Genomic DNA, 6,562 nt, shown 5'->3' with positions numbered 1-6,562 from the left:
TATGCGTCGCGCCAGTACCTCGACGCCAAGATCAGGACGTTCGTGGATTTCTTGCGCGAGGCCGTCCCCAAGGCACTGGCGGAGGATGAAGCGGCTCTGTGTCCGTCCGCTCGACCGTAGCCCGGTTCTTAAAGAAGGCGCACGGCGCAGGGTGACCGTTGTCGAGTCCAGTGCTGTGCGAGCTGGTTGTGAGGCCGCTTGCACCGAGCTGCCGCATCGTCCACCCGATGCCGACGTGACCGATCTGCCGCCGTCCAACTACACCCGCCAAGGGCAGGCAAAGGCGCAGCCACAGACGAGGTGACACACCGAACACGTCTTGATCGTCATCTGCCGGCCGGTACGCTGATTACTTCCCTGCAGACATCGCCGGGCGATACCGACCGTCGCGATGCGTATACGCACGCCCATCATTGAGGCGTCTAAGGCCAGTCGCGTGGACATCGACCGACTGATCGCTTCAACGCGCCGCCTTACGCAAAGAGCACCGACGACTACGAGGCGCTGTTGCCCCGGAAACTGGGCAAACACGAGCGCGACGTTCCGACGTGAGTCGAGCCGCCGTCAAGGACGTGCTTGATAGTCCGTATACGAAATGGGCGTGATTATCCGGCAGCACCTGACAGTCTTTCCATTCGCGACAGGTTTATCCCGGCACCCGTCGGGGATATCTTCACTCCTACTTGATGACCCACAACAATACTTGGAGGAACGCGATGCAATCTGCCTACGGACACCAAACCCCACCAGCCGCTTCTGAACTGACCAGCGTCGAGCCGGGGAGCCCAATGGGCGAGTTGCTGCGGCGCTACTGGCAACCTGTCTGCACTTCGGATGAACTGACGGACCGGCCGCGCAAGGAAAAGCTGCTCTGCGAGGAGATCGTGCTGTTCCGCGACGGCGCAGGGAAAGTCGGTGCCTTGCAGCCGCATTGCTCGCATCGCGGCACCTCGCTCGAATGGGGGCGGGTCGAGGACAGGGGGTTGCGATGCTGCTTTCACGGCTGGCTCTACGACACCGATGGCCGCTGTCTGGAAATGCCGTGCGAGACCGAGGAGTTTCGCGAGCGGATGAATGTCTGGCAGCCGGCTTATCCGACCCTCGAGTTTGGCGGGCTCGTCTTCATCTATATGGGCCCGCCCGGCACCGAGCCAATATTCCCGATCTACGACATCATCGACCAGAACGTGGTGGGCGAGGTCGAACTGCGCGGCATGCGGCTCTGGGGCGACCAGGGGATCGGCTACGTCAAGGACTGCAACTGGCTGCAGCATTATGAGAACGTCGTCGATCCGTGGCACCTGATCATGTTGCATCAGGTGATCAGCGGCAACCAGGGGCATAACATGCTCGAGGGCCTGACGGCGGGCACAATGGCGCGGGACATGGCCAAGATCGACTTCGAGAAGACGCCATTAGGGGTGCGTTTCAACATGGTGCGCGAGCTGCCGAACGGCAACTACTTCATTCGGCATGCTGAATGTATCCTGCCTAACGCGTTTTTGGTCCCCGCCGTCTACGACAGCGGCGCTCGCAAGACACGCGCCACGGAACTGTCCTGGACGGTGCCGGTAGATAACGAGCATGTTCGCGGCATCAGCATCGTCGCCTGGCCGTTGGAGGGGGGCGTGCCGAAAGCCGACTGGCGCCCAGGGACCGACATCAGCGACGCGGTCCGGCCGGGCGCGGCGTTGGAGCGCAGCTACGAGGAGCGCCAGCGCAAGCCCGACGATCGCGAAGCGCAGGAGGGCCAGCGCACGACTGCCGTGCATGCGCTCGAAAACCTTGGCACCTCCGACACCGGCGTCGTGTTGTTGCGACGCATGCTGCGCGACCAGTTGAAGCGGCTGGAACAAGGACTCGACCCGCTGAACGTCGTGCGCGACAAGGACGCCGCGCGCGGCATTCCGACGGGAACGTGGAACGCGGTCCTTACCTCCGACGAAGCCGCGGCGCTCGGCCCGAATGTGGGACGCCTCGCCTGATTTGCCGGAGTCACGTCCCTGGCGCCCGGCGCCCGGGATGTGCGGGCCGCGACCCTCGACGGCATCGTCCGAACCGCCGCCGAGGGTGGCGGCTCGGCGATATGCGCCACCCGCCACGTCTATGCCGTGGAAGGTGATCCCGGCTGCATCCCAACATGGAGCGAAAACGAGATGCTCGAATTTATCGTCTGCGAGCGCGGACCGAACGACCGCCTGTCCTGCCAATGGGTGGCGTCGCCAGCGAAGGGCGTCGTCGGGCGCCTGATGGAGACGCGGGCATGAGGCCGAACTCGACGGTCGTCATTCTCGGCGCGGGTCAGGCCGGCTTCCAGGCGGCCACCTCGCTGCGCCAGGCGGGGTTCGACGGCAGGATTCGGTTGGTCGGCGATGAGCCCTGCGTCCCCTACGAGCGCCCACCCCTGTCGAAATCCTATCTCGCAGGCGAGACCGGGCTCGACAGCCTATGGCTGCGGCCGGAGACGTTCTACCAAAAGGAACGGATCGAGCTGGAGCTGGGCGAGACCGCGATCGCGATTGACCGGCAGACGCGGCATGTGGAGCTCGCCTCTGGCCGCAAGGTTGGCTACGACCGTTTGGTGCTGGCGACGGGTGCCCGCTTCCGCCCGTTGTCGGTCCCGGGCGCCGAGCTGGACGGCGTTTTGCCGCTGCGCACGCTCGCTGACGCCGATGCTTTGCGGCCGCGGCTCGCAGTGGCACGCGAGGTTGTCGTCATCGGTGCCGGCTTCATCGGACTTGAATTTGCCGCCGTTGCTCGCAAGGCTGGGGTTGGCGTACACATCATCGAGATGACGCAGCGGCCGATGGGACGCGTTGTCTCCGAACAGACGTCCCACTTCTACACCAGGGCGCACCGCGGCTGGGGCTCAGAGGTTCTGCTCGGGACCGGCGTCGCCCGTATTCTTGGCAACGGGCGGGTCAGCGGGGTTGAGACTAGCGATGGCCGCAGACTGCGGGCCGACCTCGTATTGATCAGTATCGGCGTCCTGCCGAATACCGAGATCGCTGCGGCAGCGGGGCTGGCTGTCGACAACGGCATCGTCGTCGACCAGAGCCTGGCGAGCACCGACCCGACGATCTTCGCGATCGGCGATTGTGCCAACTTCCCCAGCCGCTTCGGCCGCTGTCGCCTCGAGTCGATCCAGAATGCCGTCGACCAGGGCCAGGCTGTCGCTGCGGCGATCATCGGCGAGTCGATACGTTACGACAAGGTGCCATGGTTCTGGACCGACCAGGCCGATTTGAAACTGCAGATCGCCGGCATCACCGCCGGCCACGACCGTGCGGTGTTGCGCGGCGATCCAGAGAGCCGCAGCTTTTCGGTGTTCTTCTTCCTCGACGGCACCTTGACGGGTGTCGAATCGATCAACCGGCCGACCGATCACGTGGTCGCGCGCCGGCTGCTGCTCGCCGACCCGCGGCTGTCGCCGGAGCAGGCCGTCGACCCTGAGTTCGATCTGCGGGCGTACGCCACCCGCCTTTCGCGACGTGAGGCAGCGCAAACATAACGGTCGAGCCGGCAGGTACAAGCATTGGTCGCGTGGCCGCTGAGGTCGAAGCCGCGTTGGGCCAGCGCGTCCTGTAGCACAAGCGTATTTCCAATCTCGGCTTGCCATTGGGTGGCGACCGAACAACAGGGAGGGCGATGAATATGGCAGGAGAAACGGCACATTTCGGATTACGCAACTGGCCGCCAGCGCCGGCGATCCGACCATTCGAGTTGACGCCGCGCCAGCAGAAGCTGGTCGATATGGCACGGGCCGGCCTGGCCGAGCCGTTCCGCGGAATAAGCGGCACCGGCTCGGTCGCCGAGGGGGTATTCCCGTCCGCTGCCACTGGCGTCTCGCTCGCCCCGCTGCTAGAGGCGGCGCGCGCCTTTCTCGCTAGCCTTGACACCACGCAACGGCGCGCCGCCTGCCTGGCAATCGACGACGAGGCGTGGCGGCAGTGGTCCAACTTTCATCCCTGGCTGATGCCGCGCAATGGGATCTGTCTCGCCGACCTCAGCGACGGCCAGCGCGAGGCAGCGCTGGCACTGCTGCGCGAGACGATGAGCGAGGCGGGTTATCGGACCACGCGCGACGTCATGCGACTCAACGAGCACGCCCTGGAAATAACGGGCAAGCCCGAGGAGTACAGCGAGTGGTACTACTGGATCAGCATTTTCGGGACGCCGTCGCCGAACGAACCTTGGGGTTGGCAGATCGATGGCCACCACCTCAACGTCAATTGCTTCGTGCTCGGCGACCAGCTCGTCACGACGCCGATCCTTTTGGGTTCGGAGCCGGTGTTGGCGCGGTTCGGCAAATATAGCGGTCTGCGTGTGTTTGCTGCCGAGGAGGAACAAGGCCATGCGCTGATGAGCGCACTGTCGGCCGAGGCGCGGCAACAAGCGACGATCGGCACTGACCTGCCGTGGGAAGTGTTCGCTGGTGCTTACAACGATAACCGGCATATCGAGCCAGGCGGCATCCGTTACGCGGACCTGCCGCAGGAAGGCCGTGAGCGTCTCGAGACGCTGCTGGCGACCTATATCGGGTACGTCCGCCCCGGTCAGGCCGAACTGCGTTGGGCCGAGGCCAAACGCCACCTCGGTGATACGCAATTCGCCTGGATCGGGCCGTTCGACGATACCAGTCCGTTCTACTACCGCATCTTGAGCCCGGTGATCCTGGTCGAGTTCGACCATCAGCCCGGCATCGTGTTCGACAACGATAAGCCGTCCCGCGATCACATCCACACGCTCGTGCGCACGCCGAATGGCAAGGACTATGGCAAGGATCTGCTGCGCCAGCATTACCTTCAGTGGCACACAGATGACCACGGAGGCCATACGCACTCGCACACCGACCAGTCGCACGCGCGCAGCACGGCTGAGCCCGCTGGCCGGGGTGCAGCCGAAACGCCGAAATGACTGCGTGGCCGACGTGCGGGCACTACCGAATCTGCAAGACTCAGCCCACGCAAGCTCACGATTTTTTCGAATTGCCTGAAGGTCTATCAAGATTGAGGGGAGTTATCTGGTCAGGGAAAAGGTTTATCTTGCAGTCAATGCAGACGGGGGACACGTTGATCCAACCCGGTTGCGTCAGGTGAAATCAGATGGAAAAGGTGAAGCATGGACAAAGGTGAGGATGTTTGTGGCGTCGCGGAGTTGAAGCCAGGCGACATGAAATGTGTGTTCCTGGGAGCCACGCGGGTTCTGCTCTCTAACGTGGACGGCAAGGTGTATGCGACCAGTGATGTCTGTTCGCACGCGTTGGCGTATCTCTCGGATGGCTGGCTGGAGGGCCCGGTGGTCGAATGTCCGCTCCATGGTGCGCAATTCGATGTCACCACGGGAAAGGCGTTGTCGGCGCTGGCAAACGGGGACATTGAAACCTACGAGGTCACGGTGGCCGATGGCAGGATCTTTGTAGCCTCTGCACAGCTGGCGTCTGCGAAAAGCTGAGGCGACCCCATGGACTCGATGAGCGCCCGAAGCGGGTGCGGAGAATAACTGATATGCCTTTTGAAACAGCGTTGACCAAAGCACTCGATTTGCGGGTGCCGGTTTTGGCGGGTCCTCTCGGGCGAGGCACGAGCGCGGAATTTCTCGCAGCGGTAGCCGCGAGTGGCAGCTTCGGCTTTACTGCGCTGATGCATATGCCGGAAGAGACGGTAAGCGACGAGCTTGCAAAGATGAGTCGTGCCACGAACGGTCGGTTTGGTGCAAATCTGACGTTGGTCGTCGACCAGCGCAAGAGGCTGGCGGCCGCATTGGAAGCGGGGGTGCGCGTATTCTCGATGTGGCAGGGAGATCTCGAGCCCTATGTCCGTATCATCAAGGATGCGGGCGGGCTTGTGTTCTGGACCGTGGGCACCCCCGAAGAGGCGGCGCGGGCAAAGGATATTGGCGTCGACTTTATCGTGTCGCAGGGACGGGAATCCGGCGGTCATCTGGTAGGAAGCGCGCCGACGATGTCGCTGCTGCCTTCTATCGTTGACGCCGCCAGGGGGGTGCCTGTGGTAGCGGCGGGCGGTATTGCAGAGGGGCGGGGCCTGGTTGCTGCGATGGCGCTGGGTGCTTGCGGAGTCTGGATGGGAACGCGTTTTGTGGCGAGCAGGGAATCGGCCAACCATCGCGGTTACAAGGAGCGGGTTGTTGCAGCGCGCGCGACGGACCTTGTCGAGACCCGGCTCTTCGATGCGGGGTGGCAGGAGTCTCCGCATCAGGTGATACGCAATTCGACGTTCACCAGATGGGAGGAAGCCGGTCGTCCAGCGAGCGGCCAGCGACCCGGGGAAGGCGAGGCCATATCGCGCTTTCCGAATGGAAAGCCACTCTATCGCTATGACGTGGCGGCGGCGTGGGACGCGATGGAGGGAGATTGGGAGGCAAGTCCGCTGTATGCCGGTGCCACGGTTGAACTGATACACGATGTGAAGTCGGTAGCAGAGATCGTAGGGGAAATCGAGGCAACGGCGGAGGCGGCGCTCGCCAGGGTCGCGGATTTGCGGAGCGGTCGCTAGACAGACCGGGGCCCCGAGCGCCTTGCTTTGAATGAGAACAAACAGGC

6 protein-coding genes and 1 pseudogene are annotated in these 6,562 nt (G+C 63.5%); all 7 read left to right on the top strand.

What is annotated here, in order from left to right; translation table 11 throughout:
• Positions 1 to 120 (top strand): annotated as a pseudogene (locus FVF58_RS53865) (LysR family transcriptional regulator); the annotation flags it as partial.
• A gap of 596 nt (positions 121 to 716) precedes the next feature.
• Positions 717 to 1,985 carry a Rieske 2Fe-2S domain-containing protein gene (locus FVF58_RS47710; RefSeq protein ID WP_188131196.1) on the top strand — a complete coding sequence of 423 codons (1,269 nt, stop codon included), beginning with the start codon at positions 717 to 719 and terminating at the stop codon, positions 1,983 to 1,985.
• Between the two features lie 39 nt (positions 1,986 to 2,024).
• A complete protein-coding gene (locus FVF58_RS47705; RefSeq protein WP_149676478.1) occupies positions 2,025 to 2,267 on the top strand; it encodes a ferredoxin in 243 nt (80 codons plus the stop codon).
• Positions 2,264 to 3,511, top strand: coding sequence for an NAD(P)/FAD-dependent oxidoreductase (locus FVF58_RS47700; RefSeq protein ID WP_149676477.1), 1,248 nt, complete (start codon positions 2,264 to 2,266; stop codon positions 3,509 to 3,511). The genes FVF58_RS47705 and FVF58_RS47700 overlap by 4 nt, the downstream gene beginning before the upstream one ends.
• A gap of 143 nt (positions 3,512 to 3,654) precedes the next feature.
• Positions 3,655 to 4,917 (top strand): DUF3500 domain-containing protein, encoded by a 1,263-nt coding sequence (locus FVF58_RS47695; protein ID WP_188131195.1) that lies wholly within the window; start codon positions 3,655 to 3,657, stop codon positions 4,915 to 4,917.
• A gap of 204 nt (positions 4,918 to 5,121) precedes the next feature.
• Positions 5,122 to 5,454, top strand: coding sequence for a non-heme iron oxygenase ferredoxin subunit (locus tag FVF58_RS47690; RefSeq protein ID WP_149676461.1), 333 nt, complete (start codon positions 5,122 to 5,124; stop codon positions 5,452 to 5,454).
• A gap of 53 nt (positions 5,455 to 5,507) precedes the next feature.
• Positions 5,508 to 6,515, top strand: coding sequence for an NAD(P)H-dependent flavin oxidoreductase (locus FVF58_RS47685; RefSeq protein ID WP_149676475.1), 1,008 nt, complete (start codon positions 5,508 to 5,510; stop codon positions 6,513 to 6,515).
• Positions 6,516 to 6,562 lie beyond the last annotated feature (47 nt).

Origin of the sequence: Paraburkholderia panacisoli, assembly GCF_008369935.1 — a bacterium.
In the GTDB taxonomy this organism is placed as follows: domain Bacteria; phylum Pseudomonadota; class Gammaproteobacteria; order Burkholderiales; family Burkholderiaceae; genus Paraburkholderia; species Paraburkholderia panacisoli.
This window is presented reverse-complemented; position numbering and strand designations above follow the sequence as displayed.